The organism is Streptococcus oralis, from assembly GCF_016127915.1.
In the GTDB taxonomy this organism is placed as follows: Bacteria; Bacillota; Bacilli; order Lactobacillales; family Streptococcaceae; genus Streptococcus; species Streptococcus oralis_BO.
Genome location: NZ_CP066059.1, coordinates 293,751 through 315,704, shown reverse-complemented (window position 1 = coordinate 315,704; position 21,954 = coordinate 293,751). Strand labels below are relative to the sequence as shown.

Below are 21,954 nucleotides of genomic sequence, written 5' to 3'. Positions count from 1 at the left end.
TCTTTTGCTGATTTTCTGGAAATAAAATGGTATAATGGAAGGTATGGAAAACGAAAAATTGCGTATTAATATGCTGAGTTCAAGTGAAAAAGTAGCTGGTCAAGGAGTGTCAGGAGCTTATCGAGAATTGGTTAGTCTCCTTCACCGTGATGCCAAAGACCAGTTGATTGTTACAGAGAATCTTCCTGTAGAAGCGGATGTAACTCACTTTCATACCATTGATTTCCCCTATTATTTATCTACTTTCCAAAAGAAACGCTCTGGGAGAAAAATTGGCTATGTGCATTTTTTGCCTGATACGCTTGAGGGGAGTTTGAAGATTCCATTTTTCCTAAAAGGAATTGTCAAACGCTATGTTTTTTCTTTTTACAATCGAATGGAACACTTGGTGGTGGTCAATCCCATGTTTATCGAGGATTTAGTGGCTGCTGGTATTCCGCGTGAAAAAGTAACTTATATTCCAAATTTTGTAAACAAAGAAAAATGGCATCCATTACCAGCTGAACAAGTTGCACAACTCCGGAAGGAAATGGATCTCGCGGAAGATCAGTTTGTCGTAATCGGTGCGGGTCAGGTTCAGAAACGTAAAGGAATTGATGATTTTATTCGTCTTGCTGAAGAATTGCCAGAAATTACATTTATCTGGGCAGGTGGTTTTTCATTTGGTGGGATGACAGATGGTTATGAACGCTACAAGAAGATTATGGACAATCCACCAAAAAATCTTATTTTCCCTGGAATTGTGTCACCAGAACGGATGCGGGAACTTTACGCTATGGCGGATCTGTTCTTGCTACCAAGTTATAATGAATTATTCCCTATGACCATCTTAGAGGCAGCTAGTTGTGAAGCACCGATTATGCTAAGGGATTTAGATCTCTATAAGGTTATTCTTGATGGGAATTATCGTGCTACAAGTGATGTTTCCGAGATGAGAGAAGCAATCTTAGAATACAAGAATGATCCTGAAGCCTTAAAAGACTTGAAAGAAAAAGCTCGCGAGATCTCCAAAGAGTACTCTGAGGAGCATTTGTTGGAAATCTGGTTAAAATTTTATCGAGAACAGGCCGCTTTGGGCAAAAAGTGAGGTAATTTATGCGAATTGGTTTATTTACAGATACCTATTTCCCTCAGGTTTCCGGGGTCGCGACTAGTATTCGGACTTTGAAAACTGAGCTTGAAAAGCAGGGGCATGCAGTTTTTATCTTTACAACAACTGATAAAGACGTAAACCGATACGAGGATTGGCAAATTATTCGCATTCCGAGTGTCCCTTTCTTTGCATTTAAGGATCGACGATTTGCCTACCGTGGTTTTACAAAGGCGCTTGAAATTGCCAAGCAGTATCAACTCGATATCATTCATACCCAGACAGAATTTTCGCTTGGTTTGTTAGGGATTTGGATTGCGAGAGAATTGAAAATTCCAGTTATTCATACCTACCATACTCAGTATGAAGACTATGTGCATTACATTGCTAAGGGCATGCTAATTCGTCCGAGTATGGTGAAATATTTGGTGCGTGGCTTCCTTCATGATGTAGATGGCGTGATTTGCCCTAGTGAAATTGTTCGTGACCTTTTATCTAAATACAAAGTCAAGGTTGAAAAGCGTGTCATCCCAACTGGAATTGAGTTGGCTAAGTTTGAACGACCTGAGATCAAAGAGGAAAACTTACAAGAGCTTCGTTCGAAGTTAGGTATTCAGGAAGGTGAGAAAATGCTGCTGAGTCTTTCGCGTATTTCTTATGAGAAGAATATCCAAGCAGTCTTAGCTGCCTTTGCGCAGGTTTTGAAAGAAGAAGACAAGGTAAAGTTGGTTGTTGCTGGAGACGGACCTTATCTGGACAGTCTGAAAGAACAAGCAGGGAAATTAAACATACAAAAACATGTGATTTTTACAGGTATGATTGCTCCAAGTGAAACAGCCTTGTACTATAAGGCAGCTGATTTCTTTATTTCAGCCTCTACGAGTGAAACTCAGGGCTTAACCTATCTAGAAAGTCTAGCCAGTGGAACACCTGTTATTGCTCATGGCAACCCCTATCTTGAAAATCTGATCAATGATAAAATGTTTGGGACCCTCTACTATGGGGAACGAGAGCTTGCAGGAGCTATCCTTGAAGCCTTGATCGCTACTCCTGATATGTCTGAACAAAAGTTGGCGAATAAGTTGTACGAGATTTCGGCTGAAAATTTTGGGAAACGAGTTCATGAGTTTTACCTTGATGCTATTATCTCAAATAACTTTGAACATGAGTTACATGATGGACAACCTGTCAGTCAACGCTTCTTAAAAACGATTCTCTATCTACCTCAACAGGCTATTACAAGCCCAGTAAAAGAATCCAAGCGTATTTTAAGAGCGTCTCGAAAACAATTGTCTAGCATCAGAGATTATTGGAGAGACGAATTCAAATAATAGAATAAGAGGAAGAAAAAATGAAAAAATTAATGAGAAGCGGGAAAGATCAAAAAATTGGTGGAGTATGTGCAGGAGTTGCCCATTATTTTGATATTGACCCAACAATTGTTCGTGTTGTTTGGGGTGTTCTTGCATTTTGTTATGGAGCAGGAATCCTTGCTTACATCATTTTATGGGTGGTTGCACCAGTTTCGACAGAATATTAAATTAGAATTATATAGAAAAAGGAGAAGTTATGGCTTTTGGAGATAACGGAAAACGTAAAAAAACTTTGTTTGAAAAGGTGACGCTTGTTGTCGTGCTCATCATGTTGTTTGTAACCCTTGCTGGTATCTTTGCAACTGCGCTTGGAGCTTTTAGCAGATTCTAAGCAAGCTACGAGGATAGAAACAATAACTAATGACTGGGTTCTCCCCAGCCTTTTTAAAGTGAGAAGAAAATATGAGTATGTTTTTAGATACAGCTAAGATTAAGGTCAAGGCTGGTAATGGTGGCGATGGCATGGTTGCCTTTCGCCGTGAAAAATATGTCCCTAATGGCGGTCCTTGGGGTGGTGATGGTGGACGTGGCGGTAACATTGTTTTCGTTGTAGACGAAGGCTTGCGTACCTTGATGGATTTCCGCTATAACCGTCATTTCAAGGCTGATTCCGGTGAAAAAGGAATGACCAAAGGAATGCACGGTCGTGGTGCGGAAGATCTTCGTGTTCGCGTGCCACAGGGGACCACTGTACGTGATGCGGAAACAGGTAAAGTCATTACAGACTTGATTGAACATGGTCAAGAATTTATCGTGGCTCATGGCGGTCGAGGTGGTCGTGGGAATATCCGTTTTGCCACTCCCAAAAATCCTGCACCTGAAATCTCTGAGAATGGAGAACCAGGGCAAGAACGTGAGTTGCAACTGGAATTGAAAATCTTAGCAGATGTTGGTCTAGTCGGTTTCCCATCTGTCGGCAAGTCAACTTTGCTTAGTGTCATCACTTCAGCTAAGCCAAAAATCGGTGCTTACCACTTTACGACCATTGTGCCTAATCTAGGGATGGTCCGTACGCAGTCAGGTGAATCTTTTGCAGTAGCTGACCTTCCAGGTTTGATTGAAGGGGCTAGTCAAGGGGTTGGTCTTGGAACCCAGTTTCTTCGTCATATCGAACGTACTCGAGTTATCCTCCATGTCATCGATATGTCAGCTAGCGAAGGACGTGATCCTTATGAGGATTACCTTGCTATCAATAAGGAATTAGAATCCTACAACCTTCGTCTCATGGAACGTCCGCAGATCATCGTAGCCAATAAGATGGATATGCCTGAAAGTCAGGAAAATCTGAAAACTTTCAAGGAAAAGTTGGCAGCAAACTACGACGAGTTTGAGGAACTTCCAGCTATCTTCCCTATTTCTGGATTGACCAAGCAAGGGTTGGCTACACTTTTGGACGCGACAGCCGAGTTGTTAGACAAGACTCCAGAATTCCCGATTTATGATGAATCCGATATGGAAGAAGAGGCGTACTATGGCTTTGACGAGGAAGAAAAAGCCTTTGAGATTAGTCGTGATGATGATGCGACATGGGTACTTTCTGGTGAAAAACTCATGAAACTCTTTAACATGACCAACTTTGACCGTGACGAATCGGTCATGAAGTTTGCCCGTCAGCTTCGTGGTATGGGGGTTGACGAAGCACTTCGTGCGCGCGGAGCTAAAGATGGCGACTTGGTTCGCATCGGTAAATTTGAATTTGAATTTGTAGATTAGGAGATTGATATGGGAGATAAACCGATATCATTCCGAGATGCAGATGGAAATTTTGTTTCTGCAGCAGATGTGTGGAATGAAAAGAAACTAGAAGAATTGTTTAATCGTCTCAATCCAAAACGTGATCTTCGATTGGCACGTACAAAGAAAGAAGAAACACAGTCAAAGAAATAAAAAATTCCCGTGATCTTTTAATCACGGGATTTGTTTTATTCACTAAAGAAAAATGGCGGCGCATATTTTTTAAGACTCTCAAAACAAGCCTGCGCTTTTGCAGCATCTTCACAGATAATCATGCAGACATCGTCTCCACAAAGGGTTGCAACGACATCAGGAAAGGCCAAGGAATCAATTACAGATCCAAATGATTGGGCTAAACCGGGTAAAGTTTTCAAAATAACCTGGTGTTGCACAGGACGCAGCATAACAAGAGCGTCTTCCATATAGTTTTCAAGACGTTTTTCCCACTTGGAGATAGAGCCTGTATTTAGCACATAATAAGAATTATCCTCTTCGCGCACTTTTGAAAGGTTCATGGTTTTGATATCGCGTGATAAGGTAGCCTGAGTAACTTGGATATCATTTTCCGCTAATAAGGCTTGTAATTCAGCTTGTGTATGGATTTTGTTTTTTGAAACGAGGGCGCGGATAAGTTGGTGTCTGTGTTCGGATTTGTTCATAAAGTAAGTACTCCTTTTACAAGGTACAGTAGCGTGGACTGAACGATAACGTCAGTCGGGTGGTAGGCGGTATTGTCACGTATGATGATTTCAAAGTTAGTAAGATAAAGAACTAGATGGAGAGATTCTCCTTCTTTTAACTTGTCACTAGTTGCGTGCAGATAAACTGGGTAGCAATCCGTTCATCTACATTGATGTTCTTTAATGACAGTGAATCATTCAATTTGGGTAGCTTTTTGTCACGGCGTTTTGTGAATTTACTCTAAATGTAATTCACAGAGATTTCCAACATGTGGTCTGGTAGCGTGTATGATAAATGGTTACACATGTTGGTTAGAGGGAGTATCTTTTGTCCAAGTTCTATCTAGGGGTTCTAAAATGCTTTTAGATGAACTGAATTTGATACAAAGTTTATGTTTGATTCGACTGTTCAAGTGGAAAACTTTGGTTATAGGAAGTTCAATGGTCAAATTCATTGACTTTTCCTTTGAATCCTTCCATATTGAAAGTCTGGTAGATTATACCTTTTGACAAGGTAGGATAAGACTAGACTGTGCTAAATCAATAGTCAACTGATAGTCTGTATTATCTCGAATTGTAATCTCAAAGTCTGTTGTGTAGAGAACCAAACGGAGAGTATCTCCTTCTTTAAGTTTGTAGATAGTTGGTTGAAGCTCTAGCTTGAAGTCCACCCATTCATTTGGTTGGATTTCTTCAATCGTCAAGAGATTGGTTCGATTTTGAAGATTAAGGTAGCCTTTGGTGATGACACGTTGGGCACTTGGGTTGAATGGCAGTTCACAGAGATTTTCTAACATGTGGTAACGACCATTATCAATGGTTCTAGCACTTAAAACAGCTGGATAAGGCTGTAGATATTTCTTTTGTCCAAGTTCTAACAGTTGGGCTGATAATAAGCCCTTGTTCGTACTTGATTTGACACGAAGCTTCAGCTCCACTCGCCCATTTAAGTGAATGTCTTGACTTACTGGAAGGTCAATGGTGATCTGATTAGCTTTTCCTTGGTAAAGTTCGGTGTTGAAGGTCTGGTAAGTTTTTCCATAACGATCAAAATCTTTTTGATCATACTGGTTTTGAATCACTTTTTCATCATTACCAAGAGAGAAGGTATGCAGTTCATCTTGCTTGCCAAAGTCATCAAGACTCTGCCATGTTTGCGATTCGGTATTGTCCTGCCAGATAACAGTCGGAAGTTGATAGCCTGAGTCAAGTCCTAACAATTTCTTACTTAACAAGGCATTCATGGACTCTCGGAAGTCAATCGACTGCCAGTTGTTCATATAAACATGAGCACCATGATGAAAAAAGAGGTGCTTATTTATATGGCTAGGAAGGGCATGAAACATCTGGTAAACATGAAGAGGTTTGACGTTCCAATCCTGGGAACCATGCGTAAAGACAACCTCAGCTTGAACCTTATGAGCATTGAGCAGATAGTTGCGGTCATGCCAAAACTGATTGTAGTCACCAGTTTTGCGATCGAGTTTCTCTTTAACCATTTCTATGTCTACTTGATGAGCTTCATTGCCACGAATATAGTCACCAGCTTGGAGGTTGCGGGAGTAGGTCAATTCAGCAAGTGAGTCAAAATCCTCACCCGGATAACCACCTGGGCTGGTCACTAGACCATTTTCCCGATAGTAGTTGTACCAAGAGGAAATACCTGCTTCTGCGATGATCACTTCCAAGCCATCAACACCAGTGGTGGCGAGACCATTAGACATGGTGCCGAGATAGGAAATTCCTGTTGTTGCGACTTTCCCGTTTGACCAGTCAGCCTTGACTTGACGATTGCGCGTGTGGTCCGTGAAAGCACGGCAACGGCCATTGAGCCAATCAATGACATTTTTATAGGCCTCAATCTGCTGGTAGTCCCCATTGGTCATGAGACCTTGAGAATCTTTGGTTCCAAGACCCGAAACATATAGATTGGCAAATCCACGTGGGAGGAAGTAGTCGTTGAGAGTGTATGAGCTATTGATATGAGATAGCTTTTCTTCAGCTTCTGAGACGACTTCTGCTTGACCATGAGGTTCGACTAAATTTAGCTTAGGTTCCTCAAGTTCAATGGTGTGGGGCGGTTTGACCTCAAGCTCTCCCTCCATTTTGTAGAGAGCTTTGTCACTGGCTTTGTCGTTGGTCCCTTGGTGATAAGGACTGGCAGTCATAAGAGTAGGTACTTGACCATCGTAACGTGGGCGAATAACGCTGACTTTGACTAAATCAGGCAGCCCATCTTTATCAGTATCCACACGGCTCTCGACATAGACGACTTCACGGATGACATCATGAGTAGAGAAGGTTGCCAAGCTCTTACCGTTAAAGTAGTGGTAGTGATTATCTTCTGAAATGAGTCCATCACTAACAAGCTGATCGATGAGCGTATTTCCTTTTTTCGTTCGCGTATTGAGTAACTGATAAAGATTTTCAATGAGATCTCCATAAACAATAGGAAAACCAGTTTCTTTACGGAACTGTTCGGCATCCTCAAAGTCAATAAGATAGCTAAATCCTAAAAGTTGAAAAGCTACTGTGTAGAAAATCTCCTCAGTTAACTCACGGTCTGACTGGAAAAAGGTTACTAAATCTGTTTCTTTATCCACGGCCAATGTGGACAAGGCATAATTCGTGTTAGAATAAGTGAAAAAACTCCAACGAATGAAGTTTTCAAACTGTCTTTTTAAGGACAGTTGGGGTGACAGCTTTAGACCAAGATTTTCTAATTCCTCAAATCGTTGAGAACTAGTGGTTGGTTGATAGCTGAATTGATTAAAACGCATGTTTCTCTCCTTTGAAAACAAACTAAATTTATTATATCAAAAAAGAGGGAAAAATGGAATAAATAAACTTAAATGAAATAAATTTCTTAAACCAGCATATCAATTTGGTAAGTTATTATAAAATACTGAATAAATTCCATAGAAGTAAGCCTTTTTCTAGAGTTTTTTATATGTAAAACTGCATATAACTCCTATCTTTATTATACTTCGTTTAGTATAAATATATCTAAATTTACATTTAAAACTATTATATAATATTAATTTTTCATTTCTTTCCTCGGGGAAATGAAGAATTTAACAGTAAGAAGAGAAGAAGTTTGTAACTGATGATATTGAAAAGAAAGCGTCCGAGTTGCTTCAATATCCAACTTAAAATGGTATAATAGTAGTAAAAAGAAAGCAAGGAGGAGAAGAAATGATTGCACAGCTCGACACCAAGACTGTTTATAGTTTTATGGAAAGTGTGGTTTCGGTTGAAAAATATGTACATACAGCTAAAGATTATGGCTATTCTCACCTTGCTATCATGGATGTGGATAATCTTTATGGAGCCTATCATTTTCTAGAAGCAACTCGTAAGCATGGCATTCAACCTTTAATTGGTTTAGAAATGACCTTGGTCAAAGATGAGGAGAATCTTTCTCTACGTTTTCTAGCCCTATCAACTAAAGGTTATCAAGAGTTGATGAAGTTATCCACTTTAAAAATGACTGGACGGAAAAATTGGTCTGACTTCACCTCCCACCTCGAAGATGTGGCCATTATTGTTCCCTATTTTAATGGGGTCGAACAGTTGGATTTGGGGGTTGATTATTTTATCGGTGTCAGTCCAGATACTCCTCAAGAAGCCTTTACTAGACCCATTTTTCCACTCTATCAAGTCAATTCTTTTGAAAAAGAAGATATTCAAGTTTTACAAATCTTGTCAGCAGTCAAGGATAATGTCAGTCTGAGAGAAGTGGATCTGCATTCACAACAAGGAATCTTTCTACCTGCCTCAGACTTGGAAGCACGGTTTAAAAATCGCTTCCCTCAGGCGCTTGCCAATCTCCAAGGCTTGATAGAGAATGTTAGCTACCAACTTGATCCAAGTTTAAAACTCCCTCGTTTTAATGCTGAAAGACCAGCGGTAGAAGAACTTAGAGAGAGGGCCGAGCAAGGCTTGATTGACAAGGGGATAACCTCAGCTATCTATCGCGAGCGTTTGAATGAAGAATTAGCTGTGATTCATGATATGGGCTTTGATGACTATTTCCTAGTCGTTTGGGATTTGTTGCGTTTTGGACGTTCCCAAGGCTACTATATGGGAATGGGGCGCGGTTCTGCGGTTGGTAGTCTAGTAGCTTACTCACTGGATATTACAGGAATTGACCCGGTTGAAAAGAACTTGATTTTCGAGCGCTTTTTAAATCGTGAGCGCTACACCATGCCTGATATCGATATCGACATTCCTGACCTCTATAGACCAGAGTTCATTCGCTATGTTCGTGATCGGTATGGTAGTCAACATGTGGCGCAGATTGTCACTTATTCGACCTTTGGAGCCAAACAAGCAATTCGTGATGTTTTCAAACGCTATGGTGTTCCAGAGTACGAATTAACAAATATTACGAAAAAAATCAGTTTCCGAGATACGCTAACGACGGCCTATGAAAAGAATTTACAGTTTAGGCAGGTCATCAATAGCAAAATGGAATATCAAAAAGCTTTTGAGATTGCTCGAAAGATTGAAGGGTATCCTCGTCAGACCTCTATCCATGCAGCTGGGGTTGTTATGAGTGACCAAGATCTGACAGACTATATCCCGCTCAAATACGGTGAGGATATGCTGATCACCCAGTATGATGCTCATGGTGTTGAAGCTAATGGGCTTCTAAAAATGGATTTCTTAGGTCTGCGTAACCTAACTTTTGTCCAAAAAATGCAGGAATTACTAGCCGAGTCAGAAGGTATTCATTTGAAAATCGAAGAGATTGATCTAGAAGATAAAGAAACCTTGGCCCTCTTTGCATCTGGAAATACGAAAGGGATTTTCCAATTTGAACAACCTGGCGCCATTCGACTCTTAAAACGAGTTCAGCCGCAAGTCTTTGAAGAAGTGGTAGCAACGACATCCCTCAATAGACCAGGGGCTAGCGATTATATTGATAACTTTGTGGCTCGGAAGCATGGTAAAGAAAAGGTGACGGTACTAGATCCTGCCTTGGAGGACATTCTGTCATCAACCTATGGCATTGTGCTCTACCAAGAGCAAGTCATGCAGGTAGCTCAGCGCTTTGGAGGATTCAGTCTTGGTAAAGCTGACATCCTCAGACGTGCCATGGGTAAGAAAAACGCTAAAGAGATGCATTTGATGAAGGAAGATTTTATCTCTGGTGCAGTAAAACTTGGACATTCAGAAGAAAAGGCCAACCAAGTTTTTGAAGTGATGGAAAAGTTTGCAGGCTATGGATTTAACAGATCCCACGCCTATGCCTACTCAGCTCTGGCTTTCCAGCTAGCTTATTTCAAGGCACATTATCCTGCTATTTTCTTTCAAGTTATGTTGAATTATTCTAGTAGCGATTACATTGTAGATGCATTGCAGATGGGCTTTGAAGTAGCTCCTTTAGCAATCAACAGCATTCCCTATCATGATAAAATTGCTCAGAAGAAAATTTATCTTGGTCTAAAAGCCATTAAGGGCATGCCAAGAGATTTGTCTTACTGGATTATTGAAAATCGTCCCTTCTTAAGCATTGAAGATTTTGTCACACGTCTTCCCAAGAATTACAAGAAACTGTCGCTTTTGACTCCTTTGGTTGAACTAGGGCTTTTTGATGAATTTGACAAGAACCGTCAGAAAATCTTAGTGAACCTACCAAACTTATTTGTCTTTGTTGAGGAGTTGGGAGGTCTCTTTGCGGATACAAATTATAGTTGGACCGAAGCTGATGATTTTACTGAGGCGGAGAAATTTTACAAGGAGCAGGAACTAATCGGGGTTGGTATCAGTGCTCATCCTTTGCAAACACTTGCCAAACAAGCCCTTTATCCAACGGCACCCATTGCTACTCTCACTGAGGGGAGTCAAGCAACACTTCTAGTTGAAGTTCAAAAGATTAAAGTGATTCGAACCAAGAAAGGAGAGAGTATGGCCTTTCTACAGGTTCATGATAGTAAGTCTCGGATGGATGTAACTGTATTTTCAGACCAATATAGAAAATTTGCTTCCATTTTATCCGAAGGGAAATTTTACTACATCAATGGTAAAGTTCAATCTCGAGATGGTCGTCTGCAAATGATTGCACAAGATTTGAAAGAAGCAGTAGCGGAACGATTCTGGATTCAAGTTAAAAATCATGAAAATGATAAAGAGATTTCAAATATTCTAGAACAATACAAAGGCCCAATCCCTGTCATTATCAGGTATGAAGAGGAACAAAAAACGGTTGTTTCTACTCAATATTTTGTAAAAAAAGATTCTGCTCTAGAGGAAAAATTAGAGGGAATTGCTATGAAAACGATTTATCGCTAAAAATACGGAAAATAGAAGAATTTTCCAATTAAATGTGGTATAATCAGTAAGAATGTTAAAAGAAAAAGGAGCATAAACCAAATGAAACGTATTGCTGTTTTGACCAGTGGTGGAGACGCCCCTGGTATGAATGCTGCCATCCGTGCAGTAGTTCGCCAAGCAATCTCAGAAGGAATGGAAGTTTTTGGTATCTACGATGGATATGCAGGTATGGTTGCCGGTGAAATTTATCCACTTGATGCTGCTTCAGTAGGAGACATCATTTCACGTGGTGGTACTTTCCTTCACTCTGCTCGTTACCCTGAGTTTGCACAACTTGAAGGCCAACTTAAAGGGATTGAGCAATTGAAAAAACACGGTATCGAAGGAGTCGTAGTTATCGGTGGAGACGGTTCTTATCACGGAGCTATGCGCTTGACTGAGCATGGATTCCCTGCTATCGGACTTCCAGGAACTATTGATAACGATATCGTAGGTACTGATTTCACAATTGGATTTGATACTGCAGTTACTACTGCAATGGATGCGATCGATAAGATTCGTGATACATCATCAAGTCACCGTCGTACTTTCGTTGTTGAAGTAATGGGACGTAATGCTGGTGATATCGCTCTTTGGGCGGGTATCGCAACTGGTGCTGACGAAATCATCATCCCTGAAGAAGGCTTCAAAATGGAAGAAATCGTAGCAAGCATCAAAGCTGGTTATGAGCACGGTAAAAAACACAACATTATCGTTTTGGCAGAAGGTGTTATGTCGGCAGCTGAATTTGGTCAAAAACTAAAAGAAGCTGGGGATACAAGTGACCTTCGTGTAACTGAACTTGGACACATCCAACGTGGTGGATCACCAACTGCTCGTGACCGTGTATTAGCATCACGCATGGGTGCACACGCTGTTAAACTCCTTAAACAAGGAATCGGTGGTGTCGCTGTTGGTATCCGTAACGAGAAAATGGTTGAGAATCCAATTCTTGGAACAGCAGAAGAAGGAGCTTTGTTTAGCTTAACAGCTGATGGTAAGATCGTTGTTAACAACCCTCATAAAGCTGATCTTGAACTTTCTGATTTGAACAAGAGCTTGTCCTAATCAACTTTCATTAATTTGGTAACATGACCATAAAAGGTCGAATTATATAAAGGAGTCACAAAAATCATGAACAAACGTGTAAAAATCGTTGCAACTTTGGGTCCTGCGGTTGAAATCCGTGGTGGTAAAAAATTCGGTGAAGACGGATACTGGGGTGAAAAACTTGACGTTGAAGCTTCAGCTAAAAACATTGCTAAACTGATTGAAGCAGGAGCAAACACTTTCCGTTTCAACTTCTCACACGGTGACCACCAAGAACAAGGTGAGCGTATGGCAACTGTTAAACTTGCTGAAAAACTTGCAGGTAAAAAAGTTGGTTTCCTTCTTGATACTAAAGGACCTGAAATCCGTACAGAATTGTTTGAAGGTGACGCAAAAGAGTACTCTTACAAAACTGGTGAAAAAATCCGTGTTGCAACTAAACAAGGAATCAAATCAACTCGTGAAGTGATTGCTTTGAACGTTGCTGGTGCTCTTGATATCTACGACGATGTTGAAGTTGGTCGTCAAGTATTGGTTGACGATGGTAAACTTGGTCTTCGCGTTGTTGCAAAAGACGATGCAACTCGTGAATTTGAAGTTGAAGTTGAGAATGACGGTATCATTGCTAAGCAAAAAGGTGTAAACATCCCTAACACTAAAATTCCTTTCCCAGCTCTTGCTGAACGCGATAACGATGATATCCGTTTCGGTTTGGAACAAGGTATCAACTTCATCGCAATTTCATTTGTACGTACTGCGAAAGACGTTAACGAAGTTCGTGCAATCTGTGAAGAAACTGGTAACGGTCACGTTCAATTGTTTGCGAAAATCGAAAACCAACAAGGTATCGATAACTTGGATGAAATCATTGAAGCTGCTGACGGTATCATGATCGCTCGTGGTGACATGGGTATCGAAGTACCATTCGAAATGGTTCCAGTTTACCAAAAAATGATCATCACTAAAGTGAACGCAGCAGGTAAAGTTGTTATCACAGCAACAAACATGCTTGAAACAATGACTGAAAAACCACGTGCAACACGTTCAGAAGTATCAGACGTATTTAACGCTGTTATCGACGGAACTGACGCTACAATGCTTTCAGGTGAGTCTGCAAACGGTAAATACCCACTTGAGTCAGTAACAACAATGGCTACAATTGACAAGAATGCACAAACTCTTCTTAACGAATACGGACGTTTGAACTCAGATACTTTCGAACGAAACTCTAAGACAGAAGTTATGGCTTCAGCTGTTAAAGACGCTACTAACTCAATGAATATCAAATTGGTTGTTACCCTTACTAAGACTGGTCACACAGCTCGTTTGATTTCTAAATACCGTCCAAATGCTGATATCTTGGCATTGACATTCGACGAATTGACAGAGCGTGGATTGATGTTGAACTGGGGTGTTATCCCAATGTTGACTGAAGCTCCATCATCAACAGATGATATGTTCGAAATCGCTGAACGTAAAGCAGTTGAAGCAGGCCTTGTAGAATCTGGTGACGATATTGTTATCGTTGCAGGTGTGCCACTTGGCGAAGCTGTTCGTACAAACACAATGCGTATCCGTACAGTACGTTAATCTAACATTAAAACCTATCATTTCAGGTTGAAAAGCTTGAGTGATAGGTCTTTTTTTATCAAAATGAGATGGTATTTAGTAAATAGGAATGGGAAAAAACTGAAAATTATGATATAATAGAACGAAAAGACCTTTTTAGTAAATTTTGAAAGAGTAAAACATGAGAAAAATTGTCATCAATGGTGGACGTCCATTGCAAGGTGAGATCACCATTAGTGGTGCTAAAAATAGTGTTGTAGCGCTTATTCCAGCTATTATCTTATCAGATGATATTGTCACTTTAGATTGTGTTCCAGATATTTCAGACGTTGCTAGTCTTGTCGAAATCATGGAAATTATGGGGGCGACTGTTAAGCGTTATGATGATGTCTTGGAGATTGATCCAAGAGGTGTTCAAAACATTCCGATGCCTTATGGCAAGATTAATAGCTTGCGTGCTTCTTATTATTTCTACGGAAGTCTTTTAGGTCGCTTTGGTGAAGCTACAGTTGGACTTCCTGGTGGATGTGATCTGGGACCTCGTCCGATTGATCTTCACTTAAAAGCCTTTGAAGCCATGGGTGCTAAGGTCAGCTACGAGGGAGATAATATGAATTTATCTGCCCAAGGTAAGGGGCTTCATGGCGCAAGTATTTACATGGACACTGTTAGCGTTGGTGCAACGATTAACACTATGATTGCCGCGGTCAAAGCAAAGGGACGTACGGTCATTGAAAATGCGGCCCGTGAACCAGAAATCATTGATGTGGCTACCCTTTTGAACAACATGGGGGCACACATTCGTGGTGCCGGGACTGATATTATCATTATTGATGGTGTTGAGACACTTCATGGGACTCGTCACCAAGTCATTCCAGACCGTATTGAAGCTGGGACTTATATTTCGCTTGCTGCTGCGGTTGGTAAAGGAATTCGTATTAACAACGTTCTTTATGAGCATCTTGAAGGCTTTATAGCCAAACTCGAGGAAATGGGCGTTCGTATGACGGTCTCAGAAGACAGTATCTTCGTTGAAGAACAGTCTGGTTTGAAGGCCATCAATATCAAAACAGCTCCCTATCCAGGGTTCGCAACCGATTTGCAACAGCCTATAACTCCGCTATTACTGACTGCGCAAGGTCGTGGAACCATTATTGATACGATTTATGAGAAACGTGTCAATCATGTTTTTGAGTTAGCGAAAATGGATGCAGATATTACGACTACAAATGATCACATTATTTATAACGGTGGTCGTAAGTTACACGGGGCAAGTGTAAAGGCTACAGACTTGCGAGCTGGTGCTGCACTTGTCATCGCTGGCTTGATGGCTCAAGGCCAGACTGAAATTACGAATATTGAGTTTATCCTTCGTGGCTACTCAGATATTATTGAAAAATTGCGTAGTCTTGGAGCGGATATTACACTCGTTGAAGACTAAGCCGTTGAGGTGATTATGAATATTTGGACCAAATTAGCAATGTTTTCTTTTTTTGAAACGGAGCGCTTGTATTTGCGTCCTTTCTTTTTTAGTGACAGTCAAGCGTTTTTCGAGATTGCTTCAAACCCTGAGAATTTACAGTTTATTTTTCCCAGTCAAGCAAGTTTGGAAGAAAGTCAGTACGCCCTTGCTAACTATTTTATGAAGAATCCTCTAGGGGTTTGGGCTATTTGTCTCCAAGGAAATCAGGAAATGATTGGCTCTATTAAATTTGAAAAAATCGATGAAATCAAAAAAGAAGCAGAAATTGGTTACTTCTTAAAAAAGGATTCTTGGTCACAAGGTTTTATGACAGAAGTGGTTACCAAGCTATGCCAGCTTTCATTTGATGAATTTGGTTTAAAACAATTATCCATTATCACTCATTTGGAGAATCAAGCTAGTCAAAAAGTAGCCTTAAAATCGGGCTTTAGCCTCGTACGACAGTTTAAGGGGAGTGATCGCTATACACGAAAAATGAGGGACTATCTTGAATTTCGATACATAAAAGGAGAATTCAATGAGTAAACACCAGGAAATTTTGTCCTATCTGGAAGAGTTGCCAATTGGGAAGAGAGTTAGTGTACGCAGTATTTCCAATCACCTAGGTGTTAGTGACGGAACAGCCTACCGAGCTATCAAAGAAGCTGAAAATCGTGGCATCGTTGAAACTCGGCCACGTAGTGGAACCATTCGAGTCAAGTCCCAGAAAGTGGCTATTGAGAGGCTAACCTATGCTGAAATTGCTGAAGTCACCTCATCTGAAGTTTTAGCTGGTCAGGAAGGGTTGGAGAGAGAGTTTAGCAAATTCTCCATTGGGGCTATGACAGAGCAAAATATCCTGTCCTATCTCCATGATGGTGGTCTTTTGATCGTAGGTGACCGTACTCGCATTCAACTTTTAGCGCTGGAAAATGAAAATGCAGTCCTCGTTACGGGTGGTTTTCATGTCCAGGACGATGTTCTTGAGTTGGCTAATAAAAAAGGGATTCCAGTTCTGAGGAGTAAACATGACACTTTTACAGTAGCGACCATGATTAACAAAGCCCTCTCAAATGTTCAAATCAAAACCGATATTCTGACAGTCGAAAAGCTCTATCGTCCCAGTCATGAGTATGGTTTTTTGAGAGAAACGGATACGGTCAAAGATTATCTAGACTTGGTCCGTAAGAACAGAAGTAGTCGTTTCCCAGTCATTAACCAACACCAAGTGGTTGTTGGGGTTGTTACCATGCGTGACGCAGGAGACAAGTCTCCCAGTACAACGATTGACAAGGTGATGACACGAAGTATCTTCGTAACAGGATTAGCGACCAATATTGCCAATGTCAGTCAACGAATGATTGCAGAAGACTTTGAGATGGTTCCCGTTGTCAGAAGTAACCAAACTCTACTCGGTGTCGTAACACGACGAGATGTAATGGAAAAGATGAGCCGTTCCCAAGTTTCTGCTTTGCCGACTTTCTCCGAGCAAATTGGGCAAAAACTCTCTTATCATCATGATGAAGTCGTCATTACTGTTGAGCCTTTCATGTTGGAGAAAAATGGGGTCCTTGCTAATGGAGTCTTGGCTGAAATCCTCAACCATATGACCCAAGACCTCGTTGTCAATAGCGGACGTAATCTCATCATTGAACAGATGTTGATTTATTTCTTGCAGGCTGTACAGATAGATGATACTCTGCGGATTCAGGCTCGTATTATTCACCACACGAGACGCTCAGCTATTATTGATTATGATATTTATCATGGTCATCAGATTGTTTCAAAAGCAAATGTTACGGTTAAAATTAATTAGAATCTAGGAGAAAAAATGATAACTTTAAAATCAGCACGTGAAATCGAAGCCATGGACAAGGCTGGTGATTTCCTAGCAAGTATCCATATCGGCTTACGTGATTTGATTAAGCCAGGCGTGGATATGTGGGAAGTTGAAGAGTACGTTCGTCGACGTTGTAAAGAGGAGAATTTCCTTCCTTTACAGATTGGTGTGGATGGTGCTGTCATGGATTACCCCTATGCCACTTGTTGCTCTCTCAACGACGAAGTAGCTCATGCTTTTCCACGTCATTACATCTTGAAAGATGGCGATTTGCTCAAGGTTGACATGGTACTGGGTGGTCCGATTGCCAAATCCGACCTCAATGTCTCTAAACTCAACTTCAACAATGTTGAGCAAATGAAAAAATACACCCAAAGTTATACTGGTGGTTTAGCTGACTCATGTTGGGCTTATGCGGTTGGTACACCGTCTGAAGAAGTGAAAAACCTTATGGACGTAACCAAGGAAGCTATGTATGTAGGAATTGAGCAAGCAGTTGTTGGCAATCGTATCGGTGATATCGGTGCAGCCATTCAAGAATACGCTGAAAGTCGCGGTTACGGTGTCGTTCGTGATTTGGTTGGTCATGGTGTTGGTCCAACTATGCACGAAGAGCCAATGGTTCCTAACTACGGTATTGCAGGCCGTGGACTCCGTCTCCGTGAAGGAATGGTACTAACCATTGAACCCATGATCAATACTGGAGACTGGGAAATTGATACAGATATGAAGACTGGCTGGGCTCATAAGACTATAGATGGCGGCCTGTCTTGCCAATATGAACACCAGTTCGTGATTACCAAAGACGGTCCAGTTATCTTGACTAGCCAAGGCGAAGAAGGAACGTATTAAAAAAAAGGGAGCTTAGCTCCTTTTTTTGTGTCAAATTTAGTCAAAATAAACAAGCGTAGCAGACTTCTTACAAATTTATCCTTTTGTAGTAAAATAGGATTAGAATTTTGAGAAAGTAGGTAATTCGTTGGAGTCGATTATATTTCTAGTATCTGTTTTTTTTGCAGGTATCCTGTCCTTCTTTTCACCCTGCATCTTTCCTTTGCTACCTGTCTATGCTGGTATTTTACTGGATGATCAGGGAAATTCGAAAAGCTTTCGCTTTTTTGGAAGAGACGTTGCATGGTCAGGCTTAATTCGGACCTTGTGCTTTATTGCAGGAATCTCCCTCATTTTCTTTATTTTAGGATTTGGAGCTGGATTCCTAGGGCACATGCTCTATGCAGACTGGTTTCGTTATGCTATGGGCATAGTCATTATTCTTTTAGGGCTTCACCAGATGGAAATCTTGCATTTCAATAAACTGGAGGTTCAAAAGACAGTCACCTTCAAACAATCCAAGTCTAATCACTATCTGTCAGCCTTTTTACTTGGGATAACCTTTAGTTTTGGTTGGACCCCTTGTATCGGACCAGTCTTAAGTTCAGTATTGGCCCTAGCAGCTTCAGGTGGCAGTGGTGCTTGGCAAGGAGCCTTACTAACCTTAGTTTACACATTGGGAATGGCCCTTCCTTTCATTGTTTTGGCCTTGGCTTCGGGCTGGATTATGCCCTATTTTAGTAAATTAAAACCCCATATGATCCTACTAAAAAAAATCGGGGGAGCTTTGATTGTTTTGATGGGATTATTATTAATGCTAGGGCAATTAAATGCCTTGTCAGGAATTCTTGGATAATTGGATAAAAGGAGAAAAAATGAAAAAAGTTATTTTTGCTGGATTGAGCCTCATGTCTCTATTCTTGTTGATTGCCTGTGGTGAAAAAGAAACCAAACAGACAAGCAGTCCAAAACAACCTGCAGTACAACAAATCGCAGTTGGTAAGGATGCGCCAGACTTCACCTTGCAGTCTATGGATGGTAAAGAAGTGAAGTTATCAGACTATAAAGGGAAAAAGGTCTATTTGAAATTCTGGGCCTCTTGGTGCGGACCATGTAAAAAAAGCATGCCCGAGCTGATGGAATTAGCTGCCAAACAAGATCGAGACTTTGAAATATTGAGTGTCATTGCACCAGGTCTACAAGGTGAAAAAACAGTTCAAGACTTTCCAAAATGGTATCAAGAACAAGGATACAAGGATATTCCAGTTCTATATGATACGCAAGCAACTACCTTCCAAGCCTACCAAATTCGTAGTATTCCAACGGAATACTTGATTGACAGTCAAGGTAAAATCGGAAAAATCCAATTTGGTGCTATTAGCAACGCTGATGCAGAAGCAGCATTTAAAGAAATGAAATAAAGAAAAAATCGCGATTATTCGCGATTTTTTTATAGTTTTTCATTGATAAAGCGGATAAATTGATTCCACCAAACCTTCAAAAAGAAGGCTTTTTCTACTTTCTTTTCAGAAACCATTTCAAAAGATGGTTTGTCGGAAGTGAGATAGCCCTGGCCGACCAAATCCTGATCATCATAGGTCAGAGTACCAACAACCTTGCCTTCTTCCAATGGAGCCATTTCTGATGTTGATTTCGGTGTGAATTGGAGGGCTGGTGTAGTACCGCTTCCGATGCGTTGGACGATGGAAATATCTGACTTAGCGACAGCTGTCACATTATCTTCTTTACCATCCAGAACTGTTACTTTACTATCGTTGTAGGCTTCACCTTTCTGAACGACAGTTTTTAAGGCAAAGTTTGCAGAAATATAATCTAAAAGTGCAGAAGTTGCAGTAAAACGCGCATAAGGGTTGGTATCTTGTTGATCTGCATTCAAAACAACCGTAATAATACGCATCCCTTTCTCAACAGTTGTTCCAACGAATGAAGCGCCAGCTTTATCAGTAGTACCTGTCTTTAGTCCATCGATACCACCACGATAGGCAGGCATTCCCTCCAACATATAGTTGGTTGAGTGGATTTCAAGCCCTGCAAAGGTAGAAGTTGGCTTTTTGGTGATTTCCAAAACTTGAGGATAATCTCGGATGAGGTTACGAGCGACGATTGCAACATCGTAGGCACTCAACTTGTTTTCATCGTCTTTCTTTGAACCAGGATAGATATTATCGCCAAGGGTCTCATTATTTAAACCAGTAGTGTTTACAATAGTTGCATCTTGAATTCCCCATTCAAGAAGTTTAGCCCTCATCTTGTCTACAAAGTCTTTCTCAGAACCAGCAATCTTTTCTGCTAGCGCAATCGCAGCACTGTTCGCGCTGGATACCATTGTAGCCTCTAATAGTTGTTCAACAGTATAATTTCGAGCTTCCATAGGGACGTTACTCGCCTCAGAATTAGTTGTAAGTTTGTAAGGATAGTCCGAAATATCAACAGGTGTAGACAGGCTGATAGTTCCTTGTTCCAAGGCTTCATAGACCAAATAAACTGTAACCAGTTTGGTAATAGAAGCAATTTCTACAGGCTGATTTGCATCTTTTTCATAGAGGATTTTTCCAGTTGTAGCCTCGACGGCAATGGCATGTTTAGCAGCAACATCAAACTCCTGAGCAGAAACAGTAGAAGTTGTTCCAAAAACCAACAGTGTCATAAAAGATAAAATTATTTTTTTCATATTAGCTTTATTTTATCATAAAGAAAAAAAATATTCTCGCTTTTTTACTAAAGCCATCTTATCTTTTTCAGAAATATGGTAAAATAGAGAGAAGGAGGATACCTATGTTCCGTAGAAACAAATTATTTTTTTGGACAGCTGAAATTTTATTGTTAACATTGATTTTCTATCTTTGGAGAGAAATGGGAGCCATCATTACTCCCTTCGTGACGGTTGTGAATACCATTATGATTCCATTTTTACTTGGTGGATTTTTTTACTACATTACAAATCCAGTCGTGACTTTCTTAGAAAAGAGATGTAAGATCAATCGTCTAATTGGTGTCTTGGTCACTCTTTGTGCCTTGATTGGTGCTATCGTTGTAGGGGTCGTTTATCTCTTGCCGATTTTGATTAATCAGTTGACCAGCTTGATTATTTCTAGTCAAAACATCTATAGTAGACTACAAGATTTGATCATCGATTTGTCCATGAATCCCGTCTTCCAAAATATTGATATTCAACAAACAATTCAACAACTGAATCTCTCCTATGTGGATATCCTCCAGAATATCCTTAATAGCGTCAGCAACAGTTTAGGAAGCGTTCTTTCAGCCTTGTTTAGTACGGTGCTGATTCTCATTATGACTCCTGTATTCTTGATTTATTTCTTGTTGGATGGTCATAAATTGCTACCAATGTTGGAACGTACCGTCTTAAAACATGACAAATTGAATCTTTCTAGCCTTTTAACCAATCTCAATACAACCATAGCGCGCTATATCAGTGGAATTGCGATTGATGCGGTTATTATTGGATGTTTAGCCTATATTGGCTATAGTGTTATCGGATTAAAGTATGCCCTTGTTTTTGCTATTTTCTCTGGAATCGCAAATTTGATTCCTTATGTTGGTCCAAGTATTGGCTTGATTCCAATGGTGATTGCGAATGTGTTCACGGATCCTCATCGCATGTTGATTGCGGTTGCTTATATGCTTATTATTCAGCAGATTGATGGAAATGTTCTCTATCCACGTATCGTTGGAGGAGTTATGAAGGTACACCCGATTACGATCTTAGTGCTCCTCTTACTGTCAAGTAATATCTACGGTGTTATAGGAATGGTCGTAGCAGTACCTACTTACTCTATTTTTAAAGAAATTACTAAGTTCCTAGCGAAATTGTATGAAAACCATAAAGAAGCTAAGGAACTGGAAAAAACAGAATCAAATTAAAATCAGGGAAACCTGATTTTTTTGATGAAAATATTATCTTCCAAACAAAGAGAAGTTTGATTTCATATTGCCATAAAGAAGCAAAAGAAGAGGATTTGATA

Annotated in this window: 19 protein-coding genes; 16 read left to right on the top strand and 3 right to left on the bottom strand. The window is 40.4% G+C overall.

Translation table 11 applies throughout. The features are described 5' to 3' along the window. Nucleotides 1-43: 43 nt before the first annotated feature. From I6H78_RS01495 to I6H78_RS01470, 6 genes are all read left to right on the top strand, one after another. The gene (locus I6H78_RS01495; RefSeq protein WP_025171818.1) at nucleotides 44-1,087 is read left to right on the top strand and encodes a glycosyltransferase family 4 protein; all 1,044 of its coding nucleotides are present in this window, start codon (nucleotides 44-46) and stop codon (nucleotides 1,085-1,087) included. An 8-nt stretch (nucleotides 1,088-1,095) separates the two neighbouring features. Beyond that, entirely contained in the window at nucleotides 1,096-2,421 is a 1,326-nt protein-coding gene (locus I6H78_RS01490; protein WP_198459713.1) for a glycosyltransferase family 4 protein, read from the top strand. A gap of 20 nt (nucleotides 2,422-2,441) precedes the next feature. After that, complete coding sequence (locus I6H78_RS01485; protein ID WP_232619937.1) at nucleotides 2,442-2,630, top strand: PspC domain-containing protein; 189 nt, start codon at nucleotides 2,442-2,444, stop codon at nucleotides 2,628-2,630. A gap of 29 nt (nucleotides 2,631-2,659) precedes the next feature. Continuing rightward, nucleotides 2,660-2,794: a DUF4044 domain-containing protein gene (locus I6H78_RS01480; RefSeq protein ID WP_000863851.1), complete on the top strand. Its 135-nt coding sequence runs from the start codon at nucleotides 2,660-2,662 to the stop codon at nucleotides 2,792-2,794. Nucleotides 2,795-2,865: 71 nt separating this feature from the next. Beyond that, nucleotides 2,866-4,176, top strand: coding sequence for a GTPase ObgE (gene obgE / locus I6H78_RS01475; protein WP_198459712.1), 1,311 nt, complete (start codon nucleotides 2,866-2,868; stop codon nucleotides 4,174-4,176). A gap of 9 nt (nucleotides 4,177-4,185) precedes the next feature. Further along, nucleotides 4,186-4,350, top strand: a complete 165-nt coding sequence (locus I6H78_RS01470) for a hypothetical protein (RefSeq protein WP_198459711.1) — start codon at nucleotides 4,186-4,188, stop codon at nucleotides 4,348-4,350. Between the two features lie 35 nt (nucleotides 4,351-4,385). Here I6H78_RS01470 and I6H78_RS01465 read toward each other — a convergent pair whose 3' ends face one another. Further along, entirely contained in the window at nucleotides 4,386-4,856 is a 471-nt protein-coding gene (locus tag I6H78_RS01465; protein WP_001043019.1) for an arginine repressor, read from the bottom strand. Between the two features lie 518 nt (nucleotides 4,857-5,374). Further along, nucleotides 5,375-7,657, bottom strand: coding sequence for a Xaa-Pro dipeptidyl-peptidase (locus I6H78_RS01460; RefSeq protein WP_198459710.1), 2,283 nt, complete (start codon nucleotides 7,655-7,657; stop codon nucleotides 5,375-5,377). A 415-nt stretch (nucleotides 7,658-8,072) separates the two neighbouring features. On the opposite strand from I6H78_RS01460, the gene I6H78_RS01455 reads away from it, so the two are divergent. From I6H78_RS01455 to sdbB, 9 genes are all read left to right on the top strand, one after another. After that, nucleotides 8,073-11,174, top strand: coding sequence for a DNA polymerase III subunit alpha (locus tag I6H78_RS01455; protein WP_198459709.1), 3,102 nt, complete (start codon nucleotides 8,073-8,075; stop codon nucleotides 11,172-11,174). Between the two features lie 81 nt (nucleotides 11,175-11,255). Next, nucleotides 11,256-12,263, top strand: coding sequence for a 6-phosphofructokinase (gene pfkA / locus I6H78_RS01450; protein WP_198459708.1), 1,008 nt, complete (start codon nucleotides 11,256-11,258; stop codon nucleotides 12,261-12,263). Nucleotides 12,264-12,329: 66 nt separating this feature from the next. Then, nucleotides 12,330-13,835, top strand: a complete 1,506-nt coding sequence (gene pyk, locus I6H78_RS01445; protein WP_125388704.1) for a pyruvate kinase — start codon at nucleotides 12,330-12,332, stop codon at nucleotides 13,833-13,835. A 160-nt stretch (nucleotides 13,836-13,995) separates the two neighbouring features. Beyond that, nucleotides 13,996-15,255 carry a UDP-N-acetylglucosamine 1-carboxyvinyltransferase gene (locus I6H78_RS01440; protein ID WP_198459707.1) on the top strand — a complete coding sequence of 420 codons (1,260 nt, stop codon included), beginning with the start codon at nucleotides 13,996-13,998 and terminating at the stop codon, nucleotides 15,253-15,255. A gap of 15 nt (nucleotides 15,256-15,270) precedes the next feature. Further along, nucleotides 15,271-15,822 carry a GNAT family N-acetyltransferase gene (locus I6H78_RS01435; protein ID WP_125840246.1) on the top strand — a complete coding sequence of 184 codons (552 nt, stop codon included), beginning with the start codon at nucleotides 15,271-15,273 and terminating at the stop codon, nucleotides 15,820-15,822. Continuing rightward, entirely contained in the window at nucleotides 15,815-17,092 is a 1,278-nt protein-coding gene (gene spxR, locus I6H78_RS01430; RefSeq protein WP_000033809.1) for a CBS-HotDog domain-containing transcription factor SpxR, read from the top strand. The genes I6H78_RS01435 and spxR overlap by 8 nt, the downstream gene beginning before the upstream one ends. 15 nt (nucleotides 17,093-17,107) lie before the next feature. Further along, nucleotides 17,108-17,968, top strand: coding sequence for a methionyl aminopeptidase (locus I6H78_RS01425; RefSeq protein ID WP_049485226.1), 861 nt, complete (start codon nucleotides 17,108-17,110; stop codon nucleotides 17,966-17,968). A gap of 127 nt (nucleotides 17,969-18,095) precedes the next feature. After that, complete coding sequence (ccdA2, locus tag I6H78_RS01420; protein WP_198459706.1) at nucleotides 18,096-18,803, top strand: thiol-disulfide oxidoreductase-associated membrane protein CcdA2; 708 nt, start codon at nucleotides 18,096-18,098, stop codon at nucleotides 18,801-18,803. Nucleotides 18,804-18,822: 19 nt separating this feature from the next. Continuing rightward, nucleotides 18,823-19,368, top strand: a complete 546-nt coding sequence (gene sdbB / locus I6H78_RS01415; protein WP_000755591.1) for a thiol-disulfide oxidoreductase-associated lipoprotein SdbB — start codon at nucleotides 18,823-18,825, stop codon at nucleotides 19,366-19,368. A 29-nt stretch (nucleotides 19,369-19,397) separates the two neighbouring features. Here sdbB and pbp3 read toward each other — a convergent pair whose 3' ends face one another. Next, nucleotides 19,398-20,639: a D-alanyl-D-alanine carboxypeptidase PBP3 gene (gene pbp3 / locus I6H78_RS01410; protein WP_198459705.1), complete on the bottom strand. Its 1,242-nt coding sequence runs from the start codon at nucleotides 20,637-20,639 to the stop codon at nucleotides 19,398-19,400. A gap of 104 nt (nucleotides 20,640-20,743) precedes the next feature. Here pbp3 and I6H78_RS01405 point away from each other — a divergent pair, with 104 nt between their 5' ends. Next, entirely contained in the window at nucleotides 20,744-21,853 is a 1,110-nt protein-coding gene (locus tag I6H78_RS01405; RefSeq protein WP_000489830.1) for an AI-2E family transporter, read from the top strand. Nucleotides 21,854-21,954 lie beyond the last annotated feature (101 nt).

Coding starts and splice junctions, on each gene's coding strand:
- I6H78_RS01495 (WP_025171818.1), top strand. CDS start 44: ATGGAAAACGAAAAATTGCGTATTAATATGCTGAGTTCAAGTGAAAAA.
- I6H78_RS01490 (WP_198459713.1), top strand. CDS start 1,096: ATGCGAATTGGTTTATTTACAGATACCTATTTCCCTCAGGTTTCCGGG.
- I6H78_RS01485 (WP_232619937.1), top strand. CDS start 2,442: ATGAAAAAATTAATGAGAAGCGGGAAAGATCAAAAAATTGGTGGAGTA.
- I6H78_RS01480 (WP_000863851.1), top strand. CDS start 2,660: ATGGCTTTTGGAGATAACGGAAAACGTAAAAAAACTTTGTTTGAAAAG.
- obgE (WP_198459712.1), top strand. CDS start 2,866: ATGAGTATGTTTTTAGATACAGCTAAGATTAAGGTCAAGGCTGGTAAT.
- I6H78_RS01470 (WP_198459711.1), top strand. CDS start 4,186: ATGGGAGATAAACCGATATCATTCCGAGATGCAGATGGAAATTTTGTT.
- I6H78_RS01465 (WP_001043019.1), bottom strand. CDS start 4,856: ATGAACAAATCCGAACACAGACACCAACTTATCCGCGCCCTCGTTTCA.
- I6H78_RS01460 (WP_198459710.1), bottom strand. CDS start 7,657: ATGCGTTTTAATCAATTCAGCTATCAACCAACCACTAGTTCTCAACGA.
- I6H78_RS01455 (WP_198459709.1), top strand. CDS start 8,073: ATGATTGCACAGCTCGACACCAAGACTGTTTATAGTTTTATGGAAAGT.
- pfkA (WP_198459708.1), top strand. CDS start 11,256: ATGAAACGTATTGCTGTTTTGACCAGTGGTGGAGACGCCCCTGGTATG.
- pyk (WP_125388704.1), top strand. CDS start 12,330: ATGAACAAACGTGTAAAAATCGTTGCAACTTTGGGTCCTGCGGTTGAA.
- I6H78_RS01440 (WP_198459707.1), top strand. CDS start 13,996: ATGAGAAAAATTGTCATCAATGGTGGACGTCCATTGCAAGGTGAGATC.
- I6H78_RS01435 (WP_125840246.1), top strand. CDS start 15,271: ATGAATATTTGGACCAAATTAGCAATGTTTTCTTTTTTTGAAACGGAG.
- spxR (WP_000033809.1), top strand. CDS start 15,815: ATGAGTAAACACCAGGAAATTTTGTCCTATCTGGAAGAGTTGCCAATT.
- I6H78_RS01425 (WP_049485226.1), top strand. CDS start 17,108: ATGATAACTTTAAAATCAGCACGTGAAATCGAAGCCATGGACAAGGCT.
- sdbB (WP_000755591.1), top strand. CDS start 18,823: ATGAAAAAAGTTATTTTTGCTGGATTGAGCCTCATGTCTCTATTCTTG.
- pbp3 (WP_198459705.1), bottom strand. CDS start 20,639: ATGAAAAAAATAATTTTATCTTTTATGACACTGTTGGTTTTTGGAACA.
- I6H78_RS01405 (WP_000489830.1), top strand. CDS start 20,744: ATGTTCCGTAGAAACAAATTATTTTTTTGGACAGCTGAAATTTTATTG.